Raw genomic sequence first — 21,641 nt, forward strand, 5'->3', positions numbered from 1 at the left:
CACCTCTTGCACCTGGTCGCGGACCGCAGGTCCGGCTTCTGGACCGGTTACGGCGACGAGGGGATCTACAGCGGTGATCGCGTCAGCGCGGGCGGCCTGGTCCGCTGGGACGACAGGGGCAACGCCGCATGGTCCCCGCGTCCCCCGAAGCCCTACCACCACATCGCGGAGGTCAACACCATCAACGTCTCCGACTCCGCGGTCCACGCCATGTACTGGCCCCACGCGCCACTCGCCGAAATGGGGCGCAGCGGGACACTCCGCATCCGCGCCCTTCCGGTCTCGGACCCGTTCGGCCTCGCGATCCGTGGGGACCGCCTGTTCCTGCTCGGAGGCAGCGAGCGGGGCGACTCCACCGCTCCCCGGTGGAATGGCCTGCACCACATCCTGCTGACGGACCACGAGGCTGTCGTCGTGGGCCGCGAGGACCTGGTCTTCCCGAACGGCGACCCCGTCAGGCGCTACGCCCGCCCCGTCTGCCGGGGTCCGAACGTCTTCCTGCGTACTCTCCGCACGTTGCGCCAGTGGTGGGTGCTGACCGCGCCATAGCCCTCGACAAGCGGTTGTCTCGGGCCGACTATCCGGTCGCTCGGGTCGAGCGGGGTTGCGCGCGCAAGGCAGGCAGTCGGGCGGCGGCTTCGGCTCCGGCCAGGCTTTCACCCAAGGTCAGCAGCGAGAGGAGCCGCACCGGCCGGCCGGCCGCGGCGGCGGCCTCCAGTTTGTGATGGCCGTCGAGGAGGAAGTGGGTCAGGCCCCAGTGCACGAAGTAGTCGTCGCCCTGGTCGATGGCGGGCCGGCACACGTCCAGAGTGGAGATCGCCACCGCCGTGGGGACCGTTTCCCGCTCCATGAGCGCGACGTACTCCTCGACGCGCTTCCGCTCGTTCCAGGTCGGGGGCACCATGGGAACGACGAACTCGTAGAGGTGGGCGTCCTCATCGACTGCGGTCTCGAAGGTCCGGTAGTACGGGGTGTGCGGGTACTCGGGGAGGCCCCAGAACTGATCGATTCCCCACGTCGTGACCTGTTCGCCGCTGAAGTAGTCGCCCTCCTTGCCGGGGATGACCAGCCGGGGTTGCACCTCCAGGAGCAGCGGCAGGTACTCGCCCTCCGGCAGCAACGCACCGAACGCATCGATCACGCCGCCGTCGTCCGGTTCGGCCAGCTCGCCGGCGAGCCGTTCCTGCATGAGCTCCAGCGACAGCTTCTCCCGGGCGGTCTCCAGCCGGCGGAACAGGAGCGGGCACGTTCCGCAGTAGAAGCTGAGCTCGAAGGCAGGCTCGTCATCGACCATGAGCAAGCGGCGCCGCGGCCCGCCGCCGAGCTTCTGCAGTTCCGTATCGAAGTGCAACCGTGCCTCGGAGGAAGGGACACCGAGACGGCGGGGGTCGCCCGTTTTGATCATCACGGACCGACCGTACGGGACGGCATGGACCAGCTCCACCGAGAACTGAGCGCGCATCTGGCCGGACGGGCCATCCCCTACGCTCCGCCGAACAGGACGCCGATCCGGAGGGTGCCTGCGATGCCCTGGAAGCACTCGGCCCCGACGCATTGACCGGCGACCACGCGCGCCGCCTTGCCGCTCTCTCCGACGGCGACGCCCGGGTGGTCCGCTCGGGAGTCGAAGATCGCGTCATCCGACAGGACGAAGCCCTCCGAAACCGCGCCCGGGTACTCCTCACCGCCTGCCCGGACCCCACAGCACCCTGACCTGCCGGGCCTCGTCGGCAGCCTCGCCATCCGAACCAGGCCGCGCCCGGCACCATTCGTCCCGGACCATGAGCGTCGTATTCGGCTGGCGTGAGCGTTGATGTTGGCCGTCGGGTAGTCGCCGCCTCTCACCTGAGGCGTTTTGAGCAACTGCCCGGCGCCCCGGTTGTCATTGGCTCCGCATACGGTCTGCGCATGCTTGATCAGAGACCCCAATTGTCATCGGTATCCGACTTCGCAACGTGGGAACCCGTGCTCCGGCTCATGCTGGCCGACGACACGGATCGGCGTGCCGCCCGTCCGGCGCGGGTCGCAGGGCGCATCAGCCAGTACGGCACGAGCCTCGCGTACCGGGGATCCATGTCGCCGACATCGCGGACCGCGGTGGAGGACATACAGCGAGCGCTCGCGCGCGGCGGAGTTCAGGAGATCGCGTTCAGCGCGGAAACCCAGCCGGACGGTCGGACCACGCTCAGCCTGGTCTGGCCGAGCCCGGTCGTGGAGCCGGCATTCGGGTACCCGGACCTGGGGGTGCTGGTCCTGGCCGAGGGCTCCTTTGCCGAGCCCTGGCTTCGCCACCCCGATCCGGTGCCCGGAGCCGTGCCGGCGCCAACGGCGGATCCGGAACTGCTGGAGCGGACGCTGCGCGAGCGTTTGCCCGGCGCCGTCGGAGCGACGGAGGAGGAGATCGCCGCCGCGGAAGCGCGCCTTGGTGTCACGTTGCCCGAAGAGCTCAAGGTGCTGTACAGGGTGACACGGGTGTACGGCGACGACGACAACGGCGATTTCGAGGAGGCGAACCGCGCCAGCGACGCGGTCGGCTGCGAGCTCTCCGGCCTCGGGCACCTGTACAGCATCGACGCGGAAGTGCGTCACCCCGGCTGGGATCACGGCGCCAGGCACGCGGTCAGCACCGGGCCCGATGCCGCGGTACAGGGCCTGGCCGGCTCGCCCGGCTGGATCGGCTTCGGAAGCAACGGCGGCGACGAATTCGCCGTCGACCTGACCCCCGGCGCCGCCGGCCACTACGGGCAGATCATCCTGGTCGACCACGAGCAGAGCCTCGGTGCCGACCTGGTGGCCGATTCCCTCACCGATTTCGTCCTGGGCCGGCTGCGGGAAGAAGTCCGTGGCCGCCGCGGAGACAAGCTTCCCGCCGCGGTCGAAGTCGGCACCGGATGTCTTGAGACCATCCAGGCTGCCGCCCATCCCGCCCTGGAAGTCCTGTCCATCAGAGCCTGGCACGGCACACCCTTCAGCCTCGCGCCTGTCGTCGGACTGCCCCGCCTGCGCACTCTGACCGCCATGCCCGGCACACTGGCCGACCCCCTGGAGGTAGCTGAGCTCACCGGTCTGGAGTTCCTGGAAATCGGCGCCCAGGAATGGCGCGTCCTCCTGGACGCCGGAGCCGTCCCGCGCACCCTCAAGGCGGCAGCCATCAAGGTGCGGGACGAGAACCACCTGCCCGTTGTAGCCATCGCGAACGAGATCCTGGGCCTCTGGGACCGACCCAAGATCACCCAAACACTCATCACGGGAGACCTTGGCCCTCCGACCTAGCCGGCGGGGCCGCACGCCCCCTGAGAGGTGAGCGCCGTACCTGCCCAGGCGGGCCAAGTGGGCGCTCAGCACATGGCCGGGGTAGAAGCGGGCCGGTCCCTTCGACGTCGCGCAGGCCGTTCCCGTGGAGCTCAGCAGGGGATTGCCCTGAAGGTTCGCGTGGGAGCGGGCCGGCCCGCATCAGGTCTTGCTCCGCACCCGCAGGCGCCGGCCTGGCGGCGGCGTCCGGACCGGCGCCGGCGGGGCGACGTCACGCAGGAACGCCGAGCGGCGGGTGGTCGAGCACGCGGGGCTTGTACTCGACCAGCTGGATGCGGCCGTCGAAGGTGCGGTGCTCGATCATCTCAAGGGCAACGTCCGGATAGCCGTCGTAGATGCGTTCCTCGCCCGTGGCCCCGGTGATCACCGGGAACATCACGACGCGGAAGCGGTCGACGAGTCCGGCTCGTAGCAGGGACCGGCACAGGCTGAGGCTGCCGATCGTGCTGAGGGGCCCCGAGCCACTCGACTTCATGGCGCGGACCGCCTCGACAGCGTCGTCGCGGACGAGCGTGGAGTTGGCCCACGTCAGTGGCTCATCGAGCGAGGAGGAGAACACCACCTTGGACGCCTGCGTGAGCTCGTCGACGGACGCTTCTTCTTCAGGCCTGAACTCATCCTGGCCATTCGGGACCTCGCCCGCAGCGAAGCCCGACATCAGGCGGTAGGTGTTCGCTCCCATCAGGTAGGTGGCCTCGGGCTGCTCGCCGAGCCATGCGAGGTACTCCGGGCCCTCGAGGCCCCAGAACCCGGGCCATCCCTCTCCCGATGCGTGGCCGTCGAGGGAGGTGATGAAGTCGACGAGAAGCTCCGACATGGCGGTGTCCTTTCCTGGGGTGTCACGAGCTTGGACCGGGCGGGCGCCACAAACTCATCGGCCGCGCTGTGGAGTAACGAGAAACCCGTGACGCCGACCAGTACGGGCAGCCGACGCCATACGAGGACTTCGACGTGCGAGCTCGGGGTGTGACCGAGGTACGGCCACGCGCGCGCCCAGGGGGCCGATGGGATGATCTTGAATCCCTGAGCGCTCGGCCCCCGTATTCCAGAGGGACACGAGGGACACGAGGGACATGAGGGACCGCGCGCTGTTCTGCCGGCGGCAGAACAGCGACCGAACCGGGCCCGACGATCACTACAGTCCCGCCTCATGACGACGATCACGACACGTACGGTCGAGTACCCGGCGGACGGTTTGACGATGATCGGGCACCTCGCGCTCCCGGCCGGTGTCGACCGCCGGCCCGCGGTGCTGCTCGGACCGGAGGGCATGGGACTCAGCGACGTCGAGCGCCGCCGGGCCGATGCTCTCGCCGAGCTGGGATACGTGGCGCTGGCCTTCGACCTTCACGGCGGGCGCTATTTGGGCGACCCCCAGGAGATGTTGGCCCGTTGCCTGCCGCTGCTCGCCGACCCCGACCGGATGCGGGGCATCGGCCATGCGGCACTCGACGTGCTGCGCACCGAACCGCGGACCGACCCCGACCGGATCGCCGCCGTCGGCTACGGCACCGGGGGTGCCATCGGGCTGGAACTCGGGCGCGACGGCGTCAACCTGCGCGCGATCGGGACGGTCAACGCGACCACCACGGGCCGCCCGGGAGAGGCAGCGCGCATCCGCTTCCCGGTGTGGGCCGGGGTCGGGTCGGAAGACCCGATCATGCCGCCCGCGCAACGGAACGCGTTCACCGCCGAGATGCAGGCCGCGGGCGTCGACTGGCGCCTCACGGTCTACGGCGGCGCCCTGCACGCCTTCCACCACCCGCCGGTCGACCACCCCACGGTCCCCGGCGTGGGCTACCACGCACAGCACGCGAAGCGAGCCTGGCGCGACGTCGTTGACCTGCTCGCCGAGTGCCTGCCCGTGACGGAGGATCCGGGGGCATGACCCAGGCCAACAGCCTGGCGCCAGGTTTGGCCGCGCCGGGCACCCACATTTCCCTCACCTCGAGTGCGCATAGCAGAAGCACATTGACCCGGGTGCTCGATCGCGGAGAGGCGTTCGCACTGCCGCAGTAGTACCGGATCCACTACGACGGAGCCCCGCCCGTGTCCTTCGCGACCTGCGGCGGACCACTCCGGCCGCCGGGGCGAGGCGTCCGCGTTTCTGCGGCATCACTGCGCTGACCACGCATTGAGTCACACCAAGATTACCTCATTGCCCCTTTGGCGTGTATCTCGGCTGAACCCCACCCCGCGTCGGTGAACTTGTCCGCCCACTTCGTAGGACAGGTGCCGGGGCAGCGGTCGGCGGCCTGGGCGAGCCAGCGGCACTGGTCGGGGGTGAGGAGATCACGGCCGGGCAGGCCGGCTGAGAAGTTCCCGCCGCGCCGGAACTGGAGGACCGCGCGGTGCCGGGCGGCACGAGGCCCGGTCCGCCGTCGGCCCTCGGGGTCTCCGCCCAGCGGTAGAAGGAGCGAACGGCTCCGCAGGCGGCGTCGCGTGATCGGGCTGCGGTCGCGTAGTCGATGGCCCAGTTCTGCAGCGTCATGGGGGTGGGCTGGAGGTACAGGTCGGGGTCCGGGCGTCCTTCGAGCCCGCAGCCGACGGTGAGCCAGTGCAGGACGGCGGGCCGGTAGTGCTCAAGGGCCTGGGACCGGGTGCCGGTACTTGCCGGCGTCGACTTGCGGAATCTCCCTCGAACTCCATGACCACCACCGGCCGCATGCAGTGGTGTTCCAGCGGCCCGCAGGTGCCCCACCCTGCCGAGAACTGCACGTTGAAGCGGCGGCCTGGGGGGTGCGGTTCATGGCCAGCGCGTTGGCGTTGCCGATGAGCAGGCCCAGCCGCTGCGGCACTCCCCCGCGCCCGGGTCCGGGCGCTGTATCCGAAGCCCGTGTGGCGAGGTTGGGCGCCGTGGGGCCTGTATAGGTGTGGCGTGCCGCGGCTGGTTTGCCGTGACACGCCGGTCCGTGCGGTAGCCGGCAGGTCACACGCTTTGCGGGTGTGGCTGCCTAGTGGGTGTCAGTGGCCGTGGTGGTGGCCGCGGCGGCCCCAGGACTCGGTGTCGATGACGTTGCCGCGGTTGTCTCGGAGGGTGGCGGTGTCGCGCTCGTCCCAGATCTGGTGGCGGCGGTCCTGGTAGACGTCGCGGTGGGTGTCGCGGCCCTGGCCGGTGTGGACCTTGACGCTGGAGCGGCCCTGCAGGCGGAGGTTGTTGAAGCGGTAGCGGTTGCCCTGCTTGTCGGTGAGGGTGAAGCCGCGCAGCTCCACGCTGTGGCGGCCGGTGTTCTTCACCTCGACCCACTCGCTGTTCAGGGCGCGGTTGTCGCGCCCGCGGGCGGCGTTCTCGACGTCACCGATGACGATGGAGGAATGCGGGCCGCGCTGGTCGCGCCGGTGGTCGTCGGCGGCGGCCGGCACCGCCGCGGCACCGATCAGCGCTCCGGCGGCCAGGAGTCCGGCGAGGGTGCGGCGGGTGACGAGAGAAGCAGACATACGGAAGGCTCCTTCAACAGACAGTCCGGCCCGGACTCATGCAAGCCGGGCGGACTTCGAACAGGTCCCGGCGTCCTGCCGAGGAGCCACACACTGGACCCGAACCACACCCGAAACCCATGAAAACGTCCGACGTTACCCAATGCAGACATTTCTGTAACTCTCGCCTGTATACGGCATGCGTCAAGACCACGTTGACCCCCGACCGCTACAGCTCCGATACACGCCCAGGAGGCTCATGGACCGCAGTACCTCAGCCCACCGGCTATCGGCCCCGCTGCCATCAGCGGCCCCTGCGCCGAACGGGTGCAAGGCCCCGTAACAGCCGCACCTTCGCGGACCGGCCCGTCACCGGTCCCCTCGAAGGCATCGCGCAGTGGTTCGCCAACGAGCGCGGCAGGCCGGGATCGCTCCATCCGCGAGTCCCGTGTCGGCGTACACGTGGAAGTGCTCAGGCAGGTACGGATGAACGGACTCTGTCGCTGATCTTGTGACCGCTGTGGTGAGTGCTGCGAGGATGGAGCGTCAGCCGTTGGCCGAGGTGAGGGGGCAAGATGAGTGGACTGCCTCAGTGGCTCAGGACGTGGTTCGCCGAGAACAACGTCGACTGCCAGACCCGGGGTATCGACGTCATGCTGTGGCTTCGGCCCGCTGATGCACTTCCTGATAGGCCAGGACGTAAGCCAACCGCGGCAGCGAGGGTGACGGCGGAGGCTGGGGATCGCTGGGCCAATTTTGCCGTTCATGAGCAGGGCTGGGCCACCGTTCTGGCGATGGGGGACGTGACCGATGCGGTGTGGCAGGCGCACATTCGCCCCGGAGGCCCGCACGAAGTTGATGACGTCCTGGAGCAGGTGTTGGCATGGGTTGCATCGACATCGGAAGTGCCGAGGTGGGCGGAGATTTCACCTGATCCCATCACTCTGAAGGGCTAGCTTCTGAGGAGGATACGGATCCGGAGGAGGTCGAGTTTGGCTCGGCCGTATCCGGCTCGCTTGATCAGTTTGACTCTGGTGACCTGGCCTTCGACTTGTCCTGAGCTCCAGGTTGAGGAGAGGCCGGCGACGACGGCGTCTTGGTCGTGGAGGAGTCCGCGGGCGAACTGCTGTAGCGATGGCAGGTCGCTGTCGTGGACCTGCTCGATCCAGTCGAAGACGTTTTGCCCGCGTTGGTCGTGCATGAGGGTGGCGAAGGCTTGGACGTGCTCGACGGCTGTGTCGAGTTCGGGGCAGGCGGCCCGGACAGCTTTGAGGCCGAGGACTTCGTGTGGCCGGAGCCGGTCGGGGTGCGTCATCACCCCGCGAAGTGCCCGCCGTGGTTTGGGCAGGGCAGGTGTGGGAGGTGCGGTCTCGATGCCCTGCATCAGCTGGCGGATGTATCGGTTGACGCCGGTGCGTTCGCCACGAAAACCCTGGTCACGGACTTCTCGGAAGAGCTGGCTGGCGTTGCGGCAGCCTTGGGTGAAGCGTTCGTAGAGGTATGGCTTGTAGTCGTCCAGCAGGGTGCGGCGCTGGGTGACCTTGACCAACAACGTGTCGACGTCCGTGGTTTGGGCGTATCGGCGGACGGCGTAGTAGTCCAGGTCGAGGTCCCGGCTGATCCCGCGGAGGGATCGGCCTTGGGCGAGGAGTTCGTGGACGCGGCGGTGTCGTTCGCGGATCCGTCCGACGATCCGGCGGGGCCGGCCGCGGACGTCGAGTGTTCCGTCCGGTGGTGCGACGGTAACCTCCTCGTCAGATTGCCTGGCCGCTTCGTGGCTGGCGCGGATGCAGGCGTAGTGGCTGGTGACGGTCCTCTCGACGGCTTTGGCGAGGGTGTTCCAGAGGTGCCATACGTCTGCGATCTGGACCGCCTGAGGCGCGGCGCCCGTTCTCGATAGCGAGGGCCACACCCGCTCGCGCCAGGCGTTCGGAGCCCGGGAAGCGGATCGCCGCGTCCGAAACCCCGAGGAGCGATGGAGGGACGAACTGCGCCTGGCTATGGGACAGTTCACGATGAGGCGCCACCGGCTGCTGGGGGAAGGGCGGCATATGGCGGACGAGGGAGACGGCTGGCTGACGGAGCGCCAGGTGAGCTGCTTGTGGCCGGGCGTGGGTACTCGCTCGGTGTATGTGAATGCGCTGGCCCATGGGGTGCGGACCCGTTCGGAGAGCTGGATGACCACTACGGGCTATGCCGGCAGGATGTGGTATCACGCCGACGACGTGCGCCGAGTGGCCCCGCAGATAGCAGCCCAGCCCCTAAGAACTCCTAACGGAATGACCCACGTGGCCTCGTCCGGCCCTGGGGCCGCGGGTAGTAGCCAGGTGCGAGAATGCTGTCGTGTTGGATGCGATTAACGAAGTGGACTGGGGTGCCATACCGGGCCATCCCGACTGGTATGAACCTGCTCGTGCCGCCCGCGGTCTGCGCGCGCTGGCGGATGCAGCGAACCTGGCGGAGGCGGCTGAGGCCAGCTCGTTGCTCGGCGGCGGCGGAATCGTCCACGGCCACAGTGCCGCGGTGTTTCCGGCGGCCGCGGTTGCGACTCCTCTGCTCCTGGACATCGCACAGCAGGGTCACCCGGTGGCACGGGACGCCGCGTTGGGGCTGGTCGATGAGGCCCTGTCGTCGTATCCCCACGGCGAGTACACGCGGGTGACGACGTCCTACGGCGTAGCAGTCCCGATCTGCTGCGCCATCGCCCACCAGTTGCGAGTTCGCTCAGTTCTCCTTGCTGGACTGGGTAAACGGGGCAGGGCACTGCTTGCTGGCGCGGCCGAGCACTGGCGTTTCGAGATCCGAGAGTGCGTCGCCGACAGCAATGACACGGCAGCCTTCGGGTCTCTGGCAGGCTGTTTCCCGAGCGGCGTGCACGCAGCGGAGCTACACGTCGGCGGCGAGATCACTGTGCTGGACGCGGTTGCCCTGGAATACCCACCCGTGGACGGCTCTGTTGAGGCGTGGCTGCGGGTGACGGGATGGAATCCAGCCGAACTGCTGCCCGGCGCTGTTCTGTTCCCAGCAGAGTGCGGTGAACGCGTGCATTGACCAGCCTCTTCAGTTCATGGTCCATGCGGTACAGGGGTTGTTTGCTGTCGTGGGGTGAGGCGCCTCCAGCAGATGAGTGCACATCCCAGGGTGAGGAATGCTTCGTGGATGTCGTCGCGTATCTCCCAGCGGATCCGTAGGCGGCGGAACCAGTGCAGGTGAGCGAAGGCGCGTTCCACGACCCAGCGCTGGGTGCCCAGACCGGAGCCGTGTTCGGTGCCACGGCGGGCGATCAGTGGTTTCACCCCGAGGTCCCAGACCAGACGGCGGTACTTGTCGTGGTCGTAGCCGCGGTCCGCGAGGACCGCATCCGGGCGGCGCCGGGGTCGGCCGCGTTTGCCCCTCACCGGCGGCACCGCCTGGAGCAGTGGGATCAGCTGCGTGACGTCGTTACGGTTGCCGCCGGTGAGGGTGGCGGCGAGCGGGATGCCGGTGGCATCGGTGATCAGGTGGTGCTTGCTGCCCGTCCTGCCCCGGTCAACGGGGCTTCGTCCGGTCTTGGGTCCCCCTTTAACGCGCGGATGTGGGAGCCGTCGACGGCCGCCCGGGAGAAGTCCAGGGCGTTCGCGCTGCGGAGCTTGGCGAGGAGAACCTCGTGCAGCCGGGACCACACGCCGGCCTCGGTCCACTCGGCCAGGCGCCGCCAGCAAGTCATCCCCGACCCGAAGCCGAGTTCCTGCGGCAGGTGCTCCCAGGAGATCCCAGTGTTCAGCACGAACAGGATGCCCTGGAACACGAGCCGGTCCGGATGCCGCTTGCGCCCTGGATGCCGGGTCCGGCGCTCGACCTTGGGCAGCAGCGGCTCTACCACTGCCCACAACTCGTCATCGACTTCCCACGGCTTCGGACGAGCCACCCCGCACCCCCGGATCATCGGTCCCGTAGTGATCCAATCACCTCGAAGATCATTTCGTTAGGAGTTCTAAAGGGGCAGGGGTCGGCTGTCCATGGCAGTAGGCGTGGCCTCGGGGCGCTCATCGCCGCGTCCCGCGCTCGATCGCTTCCGCCAGGGCGTGGGCGACGGGTTGCGGTCCGGAGGGCCCGGGATCTGCCGTACGGATGCGTCGGATGTGCTGCCGCATCGCGTCGGCCTCGGCGTCCAGGCCTCGATCGGTGTAGATGGCGGCGGCCTCTCGCCGACAGGCGAGGGCCTCGTCTCTGCGCCCGAGGGCGTCCAATGACGTGGCGAGGACCGCCAAGGGCCAGGCCAGTGTCTCGTCGTGGCTGCCGATGGACCTGCGACCGAGGTCGACGGCGCGCCGGCACAGGACGACAGCCCTGTCATGGTCGCCGATGCCCTGCATGCCACTGGCGATGGCCGAGAGCGCGCATGCCTCACCGTCCCTGTCGCCGAGCCGACGGCGCAGTCGAGCGCTTCGGATGCCGTGCTCGATGGTGAGGCGGGGGTTGCCGAGGTCAGCGTGGAGTGCGGCGATGTTGCCTTCTGCCACCGCTTCCCATCGCCCGGTGTCGAAGCCCCGGCTGAGCGCGAGCGCCTCGTCGAAGTGGCGCAGTGCCTCGACAAGGCGGGTCTGTCGGCGCAGCAGTTGGCCGAGTTCGGTGCGGGCGGCGATCTGGATGTGGTTGTTGCCGACGTCCTTGGCCAGGGCGCAGGCGCGGATGAGATCCCGCTCCGCGTCCGGATGCTGGAGGTGTGCCAATGCCTCCCCACGAGCGAGCAGGACGTTGGCTTCGTGATCGATCCGGCCGGAGCGCCGCGCCGCGTGCAGGGCCGCTGTGGCGGTCTCGACGCGCTCCTGCCAGCCGCCCATGAGTACCAGGAAGCCGAGAGCGTCGACGAGGTGGAGCGCGTACCGGTCCATGGCGGTGTCGACAGCGTGGTGCAGGGCGGCGACGAGGTTGGCCCGTTCCGCGGTGAACCACGCCCAGGCGTCGTCACGGCCGGCCAGGAGGTGTGGATGGGCTGACTCGGTGGGGTTCGTCACCACACGGGTGCAGGTGGGGTAGAGCAGGCGGTCGGCGGTGTACGCGGTGTGGGCGTACCACGTGAGCATCGCGTCGAGAGCGTGTCCCCGTTCGGCCTTGGAGTCGTGCGCACCGGCCAGTTCGCCGGCGTAGGCGCGCAGTAGATCGTGAAAGCGGTATCGGTCGTGCGCGACCGGTTCGATGAGGTGCGCGTCTGCCAGCGCCCGCAGCAGTCGCCGTGTCGTGTGTGGGGGCAGGCGTGCGAGGGCCGCGGCGGCGGGTGTGGAGATGTCCGGGCCGGGATGCAGGCCGAGGCGCCGGAACAGGCTCGCCTGCGCTGCCGGCAGCTGTGCGTAGGACCACTGGAGTACGTTGCGGACCGCGGCGTAGGGATCCTGGCCCCAGCTCAGTGCGTCGAGTTTGGAGTCCTCGTCGGCAAGCTCGTCGGCGATGTCGGCGACGGCGACATGTTCGTACGCGGCGGCACGCCCGGCGGCGATCCGCAGCGCGAGCGGCAATCGCGCGCACAGCCGGATGAGGCTCTCCACCGCGGCCGGCTCGGCCTGGGCGCGAGCGGGGCCGATGATGCCCACGACCAGGGACGAGGCCTCGTCCGGAGACAGCACGTCGAGGGTGATCCGGTACGCGGCTTCGGTGACCACCAGCCCGGTCAGGTTGTCGCGGCTGGTCACCAGCACCATGCACCCGGGCGCTCCCGGCAGCAGCGGCCGGACCTGCTCCGCGCTGTTGGCGTTGTCCAGCACGATCAGCATGCGTCGCCCCGTCGCCACCGTGCGAAACAGTCCCGAGCGGGCGCCGGTCCCGGCCGGCACCGCCGCCGGATGTACGCCGAGAGCGACCAGGAAGTCGTCGAGGACCTCGTCCGGGGTCGCGGGCCTGCCGGGCCCGTAACCGTGCAAGTTGGTGTGCAGTGTGCCGTCCGGGAAGCGGTCCTGGACGCGGTGGGCCCAGTGCACCGCGAGGGTCGTCTTGCCCACGCCGCCTGAACCGTCGAGGGCGGAGATCACCACGGCCTGACCGCCGGCGGGCGGTAACAGCGCGTCGAGCGCCGCCAGGTGGTCGGCACGGCCGGTGAAGTCGCGGATCGCCTGGGGCAGTTGACGGGGCACCGGTGGCGTGGCGGGCTGAGGCGGCCTCGGGGCGGGCAGGGCTCCGGTCGCCCCGCCGGGATCGTCCCGCCGTACCCGGTCGACCCGGCGGGCTCCGGATTCACCGCGCAGGATCCGCTCGTGCAGCCGCTGGGTGCGGGGTCCGGGGCCGACCCCCAGTTCCTCGGCGAGGCGGGTTCTGAGGCGGTGGAAGACACCCAGCGCGTCCGCGCGTCGGCCACAGTGGTCGAGCGCCGCCATCAGCTGGGTGTGCAGGCCCTCGTGCAGTGGATGGTCGTGCACGAGATCCGCCAGATCGTCGACGACCTCGTGGTGCTCGCCGAGTTCCAGCCGCCATCTGGCGCACTGCTCCAGCGCGCTGAGCCGCTGCTCGTCCAGCCGCGCGGCGGATCTGGCCAGGGCCGCCGTGCCCAGCCCGTCGAGTGCGGGGCCACGCCACAGGCCCAGCGCCGGCCGGATCAGCTGGACCGCCCGCTCGAGTCTCCCTTCGGCGGCGTGGCGGCGGCTCTCGGCCACCCCGGCGGCGAAGCGGAGCGAGTCGAGCCGGGCGGTGTCGACGCGGATGCGGTAGCCGGGCTCCTCGGTGAGGATGAGCCGCCGGTCGCTGTCACCCAGGCATTCCCGCAGCGCCGAGACGGAGTTCCGCAGCTGTTTGGTGGCGGTGGGGGGTGGCTCGTCATCCCAGGTCATCTCGATGAGCTTGGAGAGCGACACCACGATGTTGGGCGCCAACAGCAGTGTTGCCAGCAGTCGCTGGCGACGCGCCCCGGGCACCGGCACCCGCTCACAGCCTGTCCGGACATCCAGCGCACCGAGAATGCGAAAGTCCATCCTCCCGGCCTCTCCCCGTTGCCACCAGTAAGAAGAGCAAAGCACAGGGTTCGCGGCAACGCCCACCCACCGGCCGGTGGTGACGTGGTGGGGACGGCGTGAGGACGGCGTGCGAGAGGTTGTGGACGTCTCGAGGCAACCCGGGACCAGAACAACCGATACGCCGAACTCAAGGGGATAAGACATGGAAGACAAGAAGAATTTCGCGCGTCTCGCCGGCGCCGGGGCGGCGCTGGCCATGGGATCGACGCTGCTGGCCGGCGCCCCTGCGTCGGCGCAGGCGGCGGCGCCGGTGCCGATCTATCAGGTGAGGAACGCAAACAGCAGCAACTCCTGCCTGCAGGTGGCGAACATCGCGTCTAACAAGGGAAACGTGGTCCTCGGCAACTGTGACCGCAGGGCGAGCCAGGTGTGGACCGTCATCAACGGCGTCTTCCGAAACCCCCACTACAAGCACTGCCTCGACGGGAACGGCGCGGACGTCTACACGGGCTTGTGCAACGACGGCGACTACCAGATGTGGAACACCACCTCCGGCAGCCCGAAGTCCATCGTGCATGTCAAGAGCCAAGAGTGGCTGCACGCGAACGGAGCAGTCGGGGAAGAGGTCGTCTTCCGGGACAGCAAGGAGACGGCGTCCCGCTGGGTGATCACCCAGGTGGGATCGATCAACCCGTGAGTGCGGGGGCCGGCCTCACTGACGGCTCACGCTGACGGCTCGCGCTCTTGGCAAGCGGTACGCGGACATCGCGGTCCCGCCGCCTCGGCACTTGGGCGCCCTGCGCGGTGACGTCACGGTTGGGCAGACTCGGGGGACGCCGCCCGGACTTGTCGCGCTCGCTGTCGAGAGCGACCACCATCCCTGGGCGGCAAGAAGGGGGTATTCATCCAGAAATGCCCGTTTCAGTGAAAGTGGGTGAAACCAAGCCTCACTCTCCATAGAATCGCAGCTCAGCAAGCCTGCTCCCCGCACCCGTGGGGATGTACTGGCTCGACCGGCCGCTAGCGAAAGCCGGCCGTCCCGCTCCCGCACCCGTGGGGATGTACTCGAGTACTGCTGGCGGTGCGACCGGGTGCCGATCGGCAGCTGCGGTCCGTCCCCGCCCGTCGTGCTCGCCGCTGCCGCACGGCGCCCCAGGCCTAAGCGCCAGGTCATGTTCGCGCCCGCGCGGCGCGCCCAAGACCGGCGCCGCGGGAGGGTCGAGCAGGGGGCCGCCATCCGGATCACAACCGGCCTTCGGTCCTTCTCCCCCGCCCGTGACCGGAACGTGGCTCAGACCTCGTCGAAGGCCTGGTTCATCTCGTCGAGTTCGCGCGGGTTCAGGGAGCTACGGAGGTCGAGGAGTTCCGCGGTCCATGCTGGGCTCCGCAGGGCGAGGACGCAGTGGAGGGTGGGGTGGACGGTCGCCTCGGCCCGGTAGCCGGTGTTCTCGGTGTGCCGGAACGTCATGTGCAGCGTGCCGTCGGCCGCCTCGGTGACCGGCACCCTGGGATCTGGGGCCCAGTCGTGGCCGTGGCCGCCGTCGATGCCCCGATGGCGGGGCAGCAGCAGAGCCACGGGAGACGTGAACGAGGGCGTGCAGGGAAGGCCGGCGCGCACCGTACCGTCCGGTGCGATGTGGCGGGAGCCGCGCGGGGTGCTGACGGTCCGCCCGCCGTGGTCGACGTCCAGGATCCACCGGTCGGTCGCCAGGTACCGCAGGGTTCCCGTCTCGCCGATCTCGCCGTTCGCGAAGACCGTGCGGAACCCGCAGACCGCTTGTGGTGGATCGGTCGCGAGCATCAACCGGAGCAGCGTGTCGTGGTCCATGGTTCCGTCCCGTCCGTCCCGGGCTCAGGTGTCGCCCTTCTTGAACTTGCACGTCGTTGTTTTGTAGCAGGTGGCCCGGTCGCTCTGGACCGATCCCGCCGTGGACACGGCGGTGCCGTCGATTCTCAGGTGGAGGTTCCAGGCGTCCCAGAAGTAGCGCTTGCCGTCGTAGGGCAGGCGGTTGTGCCCGTTGCCGTTCTGCCCCTCGGTGCGGGTGTACGACTTCGTCGGGGCGGAGCTTCCGTAAAGCTGGTCCTCGTACCCGTACACGGTGTCGTCCGGCCACTGGGCGACGTCGCGGCGGATCCGCAGGTTGTAGGTGAGCGAGACCGGGTACGCCGACGACCACCGCATGTCCACTCTGCCCGAGTGGTGGTGCAGGCCGATCTTGAAGTTGAAGGAGATCGTGTACTTCTTCCGGTCCAGGAAGGCGACCACCGTCTCGGTGCTGTTCGCGTGGTGGTCGTCGACCCTTTCCGCGGTCCGTTCCGCGGTCCGTTCCGCGGTCCGTTCCACGGTCCGTTCCACGGTCCGTTCCACGGGGCGAACGGCGCCCGACCGTACGCCGTTCCCGTCGGAGGAAACCGCGCGGGGGTCCGCGACGGTACGGACCTCCGCGACCGTACGGACCTCCGCGGGCTCCAGAGATCCGTCGGAGCGCGCGGCGAGGAGGGTGAACGTCCCGCCCACGCAGGTCCAGTCCCGCTCCGGATGCTCGCGCTCCCCGTAGCGGACGCAGGCCTCCACCAGGTCGGTGAGTGGGGCCGGCGGCTTCAGCAGGGTCGGCGAGGCCGGAGACGACGCGACGGCGGGCGTGCTCGTGGCCGCTCCCACGAGCACGGCGCACACGGCGGGGACCAGCAGGCGAAGACTCATGTCATGGTCATTCCGACACGGTCACGGATCCAGTCGGGCTGAAGGAGTGAACAACCCTGCCGACCACGGACGGACGGGCGTTCCCTCCACGTTCGGACCGGCACCCGGGTGCGCCGCGCCCCGGACTCCTCTGCCGGGGCGGGGCGCGGTCAGGGCGGTGGCGCCGGGCGCGGTCAGGTGTCGGAGTCCGTCGGTCCCAGTTGCTCGGCGACCAGGCCGGGCACGTCGACCACCACCACCGGGCTGGCGGCCACCGCCTGGAGGTCGCCGACGTCGTCCTGACCATCCCCGTCGAGCAGCTCGGACAGGCTCCAGAAGGATGTTCTGCTCGATGACGGCGGCCGGGGTGACGGACTGGTCGCCCGCGGCGACTTCTCTGTCAAGTTCAGCGTGTTGAACTGAAGTAGTCCGCCCAGCTGACCGGCCGCTCCTACCGATTGCGCTCCTGGCTCGGGAGGTAACTGGTACGAGCCTTCGCCGTGCGTACTGCGGAGGTTCGTCGTGGATCCAGTCTCGGTCAGTGCGGCCCGCGCCGGTGGTCCTTACTCTGCTCCGTCGGCGGAATGGAGCTGGAAGTCGACGACGACGCAACTAACCTGTCCGTCTGCGGTGCGGCCGGTCCAGACGGGGTAGGCCCCGTCGCCTTGGCCGGCACGGAAGGCGATGAGGTTCGGCTCGGGCTCTGCGCCGGGCAATTCGACGCTGAATTGGCTGTCGCTGTCGAGGGGTATGAAAATGTCTTCGTCCAGCTGGTCTTCGGTCACGGTCCGCGTCGCATCCATGAAAGCCGCTGTGCCGGTATCCACGCCAACCCCGTAGAACTGGCCCTCGCCGAGCAACCCCAGGTCCTCGTCAGGCCGGAGGGTCATTTCCCACTCTTGGGGAGGGATATCCAGGAACGTCACCCTGGCCGCGGCGACATCAGCCCCCCGTGTCGTGCGCAAAAGCGACAGTGTGACCGGGAACTCGCCTAGCGGCACTGCGACGGTCCGCGGGTTGCTGATCCAGCCGGGGTCCGAGACCGCCAGCTGCCCTGAGGTGATCCGCAGCATGCCGGCGTCAATGTGCTCGACGACGGCCGGCCCCTCCCGCGTGTCGCACGCACCCGGGCTGAACAGTTGCTCGATTCCAGTGGCGCGCATCGGTCCCGACCCTTCGTCCACCGAGACGTCGCGCAGGACTACGGTCGTGGCGGGCTCGTGGCCCTGCTGGGCGAGGAAGGGCGCGAACACCTGCCAGTCGCCGAATTCCGGTGCGGGACAGAGGAAGTCCTCTACGGGCGTCGCGAACCGCCGTCCGGGGACGCTCGACGGGCCTGATGCTCGATCGTGCGATGGCTCCGGCGATCCGCTTCGCGGTCCGGCGAACTCGGACTTCACCTCGATCTGTCCGTCGGCTGAGACGGTGGTGGTCTCTTGAACATCCCACTTCCCGTACAAGTGCGCCTGATCGTTGGGAAACTGCCATCGGATGTTCTGCTGAGCCAGCAACATCCCCGTGCCGTGCGGCTTGAGGTCGATCATCTGCATGCGCCAAGACCTGTCGTCGAACAGATACACACGCCACATCCGCCCCGGCCAGTATTCGACCAGTGCCAGCGGTTGCTCCCGCGCGGACAGCAGAACCGCGTAATCTTTCCCGGCCGCATGCTTGCGTGCCGCGAGCGCGCGTGACATCGGGCTCCGATGGGTCATTCCCCGATAGGAACCCCACATCTCGCCGTACGACACATCAAGACTGTCGAAGATCACAGTCGAACATCTCCCCCGTGGCACCAGCCACCCCCGAGCAGTGCATTCGACGGGTGACCCCTGCCGCGACGCCCTGCCCTTCCGAAACTTCGTCGTGCCGCAGTCTGCCACTGAGGTGTGACACAGAGGTTGTGGGAGGCCCGCAGCCTGGGTTACCGACGAGATGTGCCGCTCCAGATGACGCAACACAGTCGGTCCGGCGGCCCCCATCGGTGATCGGGGGCGGTCAGGTCAGCGGCGACTCGCAGGGGCGGGAACGTGGGCACTCCTGCGCGGGAATCCATCCCGCCTCCATGTGACGGCCCTGCGGCACCCAGTACGTACGCCACCCCGGCATCTATCCACCCCTGCTCGATCGGTCGCGACGTCGGGACCGGGGCGTCTTCGGCGTGTACCGGGCCAGGCGGGCGTCCGGGTCCGGGTGTACGCGGACCTGCTACGGCCCGGTGGCCGGTCGTAGAGGATTATCGGGCTCGCCGTATCGCCCTAGAGGTGCCTGCGGATCAGGCGGCTCACTCGCTTCTGGCTCGCCGATCACGAGGCCGCCTGCTGAGGCATGCGGATGGACCAGCGCACTCGCGCCGAGCTTCGCTCGCTCACTTCCGCTCCCTCGCTGGAACGGATCCCGCACTCTGTCCTCCGGAGTTCGCCGGGCGTAGGCTCCGGGGTCATGAACGTAAACGGAAACCCTGGGACCCTCGAAGTCAAAGACGTCTACGAGATAGGGCCGCTGACGTACCGCCAGGGCTACGTCATTGTGTGGGCGGAAGAGTACGGATGCAGGGACGAAGCGCTGATGCACGATCGCGTGATCGTCGCCGCATACACCGGCACCCCGGAGAAGAAGGGCGACCAACTATTCCGGGCATGGGTCGATGCCAACGAACTTCCCTCGACCCTGGCCCACTGGGCCACCGTTCTCGGCTGACCTTCAGGACGTCAGAGCAACACGTGCGGACGCGTCGCCCAGCCTCACGAGGCCGCCGCCTTCGCGCGGGGATTGTCGTCTTCAGGCGCTGCGTGGGGTCCTGCCCTTCGAGGGTCTTCTTAAAGAGCGTTTCGTCCCGGCAGGGTTGTTTGGTAACTCGGGCGTGACGTTTGATCGGGTGGTCACCCGTATGAGGATCGTGCTGCGTGCGCCTGCATCTGGCGCAGTGGAGCGCGTGATGGCGCAAGGTCGAGTGGGGGTCCTGGAGTGTTCTCGGTGAGAACGGCGCGGCTGGTGGTCAGCAACGATGGGGAGGAGCTGCTGGAGCTGACCGTGGAGCCCTGGGCGGACATCCACCGGATCCTGGCGAAGGGGACCTGCATCGTTGTCACCCACTCGCCTGCGGGAGACGGCACTTGGGGTGGGACGTCGTATGGTGACGAGCCGTTCGAGGTCGAGCATCGGCCCGATTCGGTCACCGTGTGGGCCAACGGCCACTGCTTCCACCTCAGCGACAGGGAGGGTAACCCGATCTACGCGAACGACTACGGGAGCGGGTGCCCTGCCCAGAACCCAGCCGCCTGACAGGGCTTTTTGACCTGGTGGATTTGCGGTTCACGGTGTTTCAGGCGTCGCGCCAGTTCGGAGTCGACTCTCGTGTGAGCCTGCGGCTCATGAGGTCGATCATCGCGAGGCGGATCATCGCTTCGGAGCGGTGTGGGTGGGTTTCGTAGTCGCGGGCGAGGCGGCGGTGGTTCATGAGCCAGCCGAAGGTGCGCTCGACGACCCAGCGGCGCGGGATGACCTTGAAGCCTTTCTGGCCCGGGTCGCGGCGGGTGACCTCAACATCGATGCCGAGGGTGGCGCCGTGGTCGATGGCCTTGGTTCGATAGCCGGTGTCGGCCCAGGCCTTGGTGATCGTGGGGTGGGCTTTGGCGATGTGTGAGAGCAAGTGGATGCCGCCGGCGTTGTCGGAGACGCCGGCCGCGGTGACCCAGACGGCGAGGAGGAGGCCGAGGGTGTCGACGCCGATGTGGCGCTTGCGTCCTGCGATTTTCTTGCCCGCGTCGATGCCCTGGCCGGCGGCCGGGACGTTGGCTGAGGTCTTGACGCTATGTGCGTCCAGCACGCACGCGCTCGGCTCGGCGTCCCGGCACCAGGCGGCGGAGCAGGCCGTTGAGCTGGTCGAATACGCCGTCCTTCTGCCAGGCGGCGAAGTATCGGCATCGGACAGGTCACTCGGATACCGCCGCTGTCGAGACATGTTTCGATAGTTCCGTCGGCCGACACCCCGCGACAGGGCGCAAACAGGGGTGAGCGGGGTGCCTTGGGATCAGACAGGAGCGAACGGGCGGAAACGTGCCCGGCTATGGCGTCAGCCGTCTCTCCCATCACGGAAAACGACCCCGGCCTCAGTAGTCCCAGCCCACTCCGCTGCCCAAACCGCAACCAAACACAACTTTAGGGATAAAACGCTCTTTAAGAAGCCGTTGTCTTTCCGATCACGGGGACCTCGGTTCGAGGATCAGTTGGCTGGACGCCCGCGCAGGCTACTCGGGCTGTCGGAGGTCGCCGATGCGGCGTAGTTCAGGGTGGTCGACGTCGTCGTTGCCGATGACGATGCTTGCTCGCGTGGCCGGGTCGGCCTCGGCCAGGTACTGCCGACAGGCTGCGTGGTAGCGGTTGTCGAAGGCGTTCTCGGCCTGTTCAAGTCCGCCGAAGAGCGCGGCGTCCCGCGTAGTGCCGCGCCGCCGGGCGACGAGGAAGCTGGTGTCGGCGAACACGACCTCATCCCACAGGTGGGCCAGTTCGCTGCGCTGGAGGAAGCTGCCGTCCACGATCAGCACCGCTTCGGCCGGCGCGGTGACTGGGGGTTCGTCGATCTGCTGGTCGCTGGCCAGGTCGATGATGCGACCGCAGTAGCGGCGGTCGCCGCCGGGGCCCATCGGTGTGAGTACTGTCCGTGCGAACGCTGGAAAGTCGTAGGCGTCCTGGTAGTAGCCGACTGCTGAGTCGCGACCCTGCCGGTGGCGGTGGGCGCGCGGGTGGTGGAACCCGTCCATGGACAGGTGAATCGCGGGTCGGCCGCGACCGGCGACCGCAGATGCCAGCGCGCGGGCCAGGGTCGTCTTCCCTGCGGCGGTGATACCGTCCACCGCGACCCGAAGCGGATGCCCGGGGTCCCGGGCCGTAAGGTGATCAGCGATCCGGCCAATGACCTGGTGGCGGGTGGGCTGGCCCGAGCGATCGTCAGGCTGGGTCGCACGGGTCTTGATCAGTTTTGCCACCCTGTGGATCCTACAATGTGCTGGCGTCAGCAAGCTGATCGGATGGCCCCGCTGCGGTTGAGAGGGATTTCGTCTCCCTCGCACACCGCAGCCCTGGCCGTGATGACCGTGGTTGTCTTTGCTGGCCTGAAGCAGGCACGGTCGTTCAACGCGTCCTTGGCCGTGACCGCCTCGATGACGCCCTTGGCATCACCGATGCCGGGAATCAGACCGAGGAGGATCGACGTGCGGCGCTGCTGCTCAGCGTCGTCCATGCCTGAGGGGCCGTCGCTCCAGTCCTTGCCGATGTGGGAGAAATCGAACTCGAAGGCCGGTACCTCT

At 68.5% G+C, this 21,641-nt stretch carries 20 protein-coding genes and 2 pseudogenes; 9 read left to right on the forward strand and 13 right to left on the reverse strand.

Going from position 1 to position 21,641, the window contains the following annotated elements:
• Positions 1-549 (forward strand): annotated as a pseudogene (locus tag AB0D46_RS36270) (hypothetical protein); the annotation flags it as partial.
• Between the two features lie 28 nt (positions 550-577).
• On the opposite strand, the gene AB0D46_RS36275 reads toward AB0D46_RS36270, so the two are convergent.
• Complete coding sequence (locus AB0D46_RS36275) at positions 578-1,405, reverse strand: hypothetical protein (protein WP_362884103.1); 828 nt, start codon at positions 1,403-1,405, stop codon at positions 578-580.
• A 572-nt stretch (positions 1,406-1,977) separates the two neighbouring features.
• On the opposite strand from AB0D46_RS36275, the gene AB0D46_RS36280 reads away from it, so the two are divergent.
• A complete protein-coding gene (locus AB0D46_RS36280; RefSeq protein WP_362884070.1) occupies positions 1,978-3,273 on the forward strand; it encodes an SMI1/KNR4 family protein in 1,296 nt (431 codons plus the stop codon).
• 250 nt (positions 3,274-3,523) lie between these two features.
• On the opposite strand, the gene AB0D46_RS36285 is transcribed toward AB0D46_RS36280, so the two are convergent.
• A complete protein-coding gene (locus AB0D46_RS36285; RefSeq protein ID WP_362884072.1) occupies positions 3,524-4,129 on the reverse strand; it encodes a dihydrofolate reductase family protein in 606 nt (201 codons plus the stop codon).
• Between the two features lie 333 nt (positions 4,130-4,462).
• On the opposite strand from AB0D46_RS36285, the gene AB0D46_RS36290 reads away from it, so the two are divergent.
• Positions 4,463-5,200: a dienelactone hydrolase family protein gene (locus AB0D46_RS36290; protein WP_362884073.1), complete on the forward strand. Its 738-nt coding sequence runs from the start codon at positions 4,463-4,465 to the stop codon at positions 5,198-5,200.
• Between the two features lie 1,076 nt (positions 5,201-6,276).
• On the opposite strand, the gene AB0D46_RS36295 is transcribed toward AB0D46_RS36290, so the two are convergent.
• Positions 6,277-6,750 (reverse strand): lamin tail domain-containing protein, encoded by a 474-nt coding sequence (locus AB0D46_RS36295; protein WP_362884075.1) that lies wholly within the window; start codon positions 6,748-6,750, stop codon positions 6,277-6,279.
• Between the two features lie 554 nt (positions 6,751-7,304).
• Here AB0D46_RS36295 and AB0D46_RS36300 point away from each other — a divergent pair.
• On the forward strand, positions 7,305-7,685 hold the full coding sequence (locus AB0D46_RS36300; RefSeq protein ID WP_362884076.1) for a hypothetical protein: 381 nt from the start codon (positions 7,305-7,307) through the stop codon (positions 7,683-7,685).
• Here the strand turns inward: AB0D46_RS36300 and AB0D46_RS36305 are convergent.
• A complete protein-coding gene (locus AB0D46_RS36305) occupies positions 7,682-8,113 on the reverse strand; it encodes a transposase (RefSeq protein ID WP_362884105.1) in 432 nt (143 codons plus the stop codon). The genes AB0D46_RS36300 and AB0D46_RS36305 overlap by 4 nt on opposite strands.
• 959 nt (positions 8,114-9,072) lie before the next feature.
• Here AB0D46_RS36305 and AB0D46_RS36310 point away from each other — a divergent pair.
• On the forward strand, positions 9,073-9,780 hold the full coding sequence (locus AB0D46_RS36310) for a hypothetical protein (RefSeq protein ID WP_362884078.1): 708 nt from the start codon (positions 9,073-9,075) through the stop codon (positions 9,778-9,780).
• A 14-nt stretch (positions 9,781-9,794) separates the two neighbouring features.
• Here the strand turns inward: AB0D46_RS36310 and AB0D46_RS36315 are convergent.
• A protein-coding gene (locus tag AB0D46_RS36315) for an IS5 family transposase (RefSeq protein ID WP_362884080.1) occupies positions 9,795-10,654 on the reverse strand; the annotation gives its coding sequence in 2 pieces (ribosomal slippage) (positions 9,795-10,307 and positions 10,310-10,654; 858 coding nt in all).
• 100 nt (positions 10,655-10,754) lie between these two features.
• Positions 10,755-13,667 carry a BTAD domain-containing putative transcriptional regulator gene (locus tag AB0D46_RS36320; protein ID WP_362884082.1) on the reverse strand — a complete coding sequence of 971 codons (2,913 nt, stop codon included), beginning with the start codon at positions 13,665-13,667 and terminating at the stop codon, positions 10,755-10,757.
• A gap of 184 nt (positions 13,668-13,851) precedes the next feature.
• Here AB0D46_RS36320 and AB0D46_RS36325 point away from each other — a divergent pair, with 184 nt between their 5' ends.
• Positions 13,852-14,346 carry an RICIN domain-containing protein gene (locus AB0D46_RS36325; protein ID WP_362884084.1) on the forward strand — a complete coding sequence of 165 codons (495 nt, stop codon included), beginning with the start codon at positions 13,852-13,854 and terminating at the stop codon, positions 14,344-14,346.
• A 594-nt stretch (positions 14,347-14,940) separates the two neighbouring features.
• Here the strand turns inward: AB0D46_RS36325 and AB0D46_RS36330 are convergent.
• From AB0D46_RS36330 to AB0D46_RS36345, 4 genes are all read right to left on the reverse strand, one after another.
• Entirely contained in the window at positions 14,941-15,477 is a 537-nt protein-coding gene (locus AB0D46_RS36330; protein ID WP_362884086.1) for a hypothetical protein, read from the reverse strand.
• A gap of 24 nt (positions 15,478-15,501) precedes the next feature.
• Positions 15,502-16,353 carry a hypothetical protein gene (locus AB0D46_RS36335; protein ID WP_362884088.1) on the reverse strand — a complete coding sequence of 284 codons (852 nt, stop codon included), beginning with the start codon at positions 16,351-16,353 and terminating at the stop codon, positions 15,502-15,504.
• 173 nt (positions 16,354-16,526) lie between these two features.
• Entirely contained in the window at positions 16,527-16,736 is a 210-nt protein-coding gene (locus tag AB0D46_RS36340; protein ID WP_362884090.1) for a hypothetical protein, read from the reverse strand.
• Positions 16,737-16,895: 159 nt separating this feature from the next.
• Positions 16,896-18,104, reverse strand: coding sequence for a DUF4241 domain-containing protein (locus AB0D46_RS36345; protein WP_362884091.1), 1,209 nt, complete (start codon positions 18,102-18,104; stop codon positions 16,896-16,898).
• A 295-nt stretch (positions 18,105-18,399) separates the two neighbouring features.
• Here AB0D46_RS36345 and AB0D46_RS36350 point away from each other — a divergent pair, with 295 nt between their 5' ends.
• The 3 genes from AB0D46_RS36350 (at position 18,400) to AB0D46_RS36360 (ending at position 19,617) form a co-directional block, all read left to right on the forward strand.
• Complete coding sequence (locus AB0D46_RS36350; RefSeq protein WP_362884093.1) at positions 18,400-18,564, forward strand: DUF6207 family protein; 165 nt, start codon at positions 18,400-18,402, stop codon at positions 18,562-18,564.
• A gap of 210 nt (positions 18,565-18,774) precedes the next feature.
• The gene (locus AB0D46_RS36355; protein WP_362884095.1) at positions 18,775-19,032 is read left to right on the forward strand and encodes a hypothetical protein; all 258 of its coding nucleotides are present in this window, start codon (positions 18,775-18,777) and stop codon (positions 19,030-19,032) included.
• 294 nt (positions 19,033-19,326) lie between these two features.
• Positions 19,327-19,617: a hypothetical protein gene (locus AB0D46_RS36360; protein ID WP_362884097.1), complete on the forward strand. Its 291-nt coding sequence runs from the start codon at positions 19,327-19,329 to the stop codon at positions 19,615-19,617.
• A gap of 40 nt (positions 19,618-19,657) precedes the next feature.
• Here AB0D46_RS36360 and AB0D46_RS36365 read toward each other — a convergent pair.
• The 3 genes and pseudogenes from AB0D46_RS36365 to AB0D46_RS36375 all read right to left on the reverse strand — a co-directional run.
• Positions 19,658-20,252, reverse strand: a pseudogene (locus tag AB0D46_RS36365) (IS5 family transposase); the annotation flags it as partial.
• Positions 20,253-20,582: 330 nt separating this feature from the next.
• Positions 20,583-21,320 (reverse strand): hypothetical protein, encoded by a 738-nt coding sequence (locus AB0D46_RS36370; RefSeq protein WP_362884099.1) that lies wholly within the window; start codon positions 21,318-21,320, stop codon positions 20,583-20,585.
• Positions 21,321-21,346: 26 nt separating this feature from the next.
• Positions 21,347-21,641: hypothetical protein (locus AB0D46_RS36375; RefSeq protein WP_362884101.1), on the reverse strand; the 295-nt coding region annotated here is incomplete at its 5' end.

The organism is Streptomyces sp. NPDC048383 (assembly GCF_040651775.1).
Lineage (GTDB): Bacteria > Actinomycetota > Actinomycetes > Streptomycetales > Streptomycetaceae > Streptomyces.